This window comes from Bradyrhizobium sp. Unk1 (assembly GCF_059512345.1).
This window is the reverse complement of record NZ_JCAMOP010000193.1, coordinates 1-1040: the sequence shown is the minus strand read 5'-3', so window position 1 is coordinate 1040 and position 1040 is coordinate 1. Positions and strand designations below refer to the sequence as shown.

Annotated in this window: 2 pseudogenes; one reads left to right on the top strand and one right to left on the bottom strand. The window is 61.1% G+C overall.

From position 1 onward, the window contains the following. Positions 1 to 846, bottom strand: a pseudogene (locus AC5ZFO_RS48060) (transposase); the annotation flags it as partial. 87 nt (positions 847 to 933) lie between these two features. Between AC5ZFO_RS48060 and AC5ZFO_RS48055 the strand changes: the two are divergent. Then, a pseudogene (locus AC5ZFO_RS48055) lies at positions 934 to 1040 on the top strand (IS30 family transposase); the annotation flags it as partial.

Here is a 1040-nt window from a genome sequence, read left to right as displayed (position 1 = left end):
TCGAGAGATAGTACCACCCCCATCCGGTGATCTTGAGGTAGGTGAAGTCGGTCTGCCAGAGCTGGTTGACGGCCGTCCTCTTGTCCTTGAACTCGTTCGCGGCCTTGATCACCACATAGGCCGGGCTGGTGATGAGGTCATGCGCCTTCAGCAGCCGATAGACCGACGCCTCGGAGACAAAGTACTTTCGTTCGTCGGTGAACCGCACGGCCAGCTCGCGTGTCGACAGCTCAGGTAACTCCAGCGCCAGGTCGATGATCTGGCCCCGCACATCGTCCGGGATGCGGTTCCAGACCCGGTCTGGTCGAGACCGATGATCGGCCAGCGCCTCAACGCCTCCCTCGCGGTAGCGATCATACCAGCGATAGAATGTGGCGCGCGGGATCCCGAGCTTGTCCAGTGTGCGCTTGGCCGGAAGGTGCGATTGCTCGACCAAATGGATGATCTCGGCCTTCTCTGAGGCGGGATACCTCATGCCTCGTCCTCCCCATCTCCGTTCATACTTTTTTTGAGCAGGCGGTTCTCCAGGGTCAGATCGGCGACGGCCTCCTTCAAGGCGGCGGCCTCCCGGCGGAGGTCCTTCACCTCGCCGGAGGTCGCAGCTCGTGCCGTGTCGCCGGCCAGGCGGCGCTTGCCGGCCTCGAGAAACTCCTTGGACCAGCCGTAATACATCGAGGCGGCAATGCCTTCTCGGCGACAAAGCTCGGAGATGTTCTCCTCGCCGCGCAATCCTTCCAGCACGATGCGGATCTCCTCTTCCGCCGAATACTGCCGGCGGGTCTGGCGCCGAATGTCCTTTAGCACTTGGTCTGCCGACGCTTTGCCCGGTCCGGATTTCTGCTTCATCTTCGCTCCTGGTGGCTACGATGAACCAGAAATCCTCCCTCCGCAAAATCCCCCTGTTTGTCTCACAGGCCCTGACGGCGAACAACTTTGCCCGAAGAACTACGTCGCACGCTGACTTGGGATCAAGGAGCCGAAATGGCTCAGCACGACCGCCTCAAGATCGATGCGGGCATCCAAGTCTACTTCTGCGACCC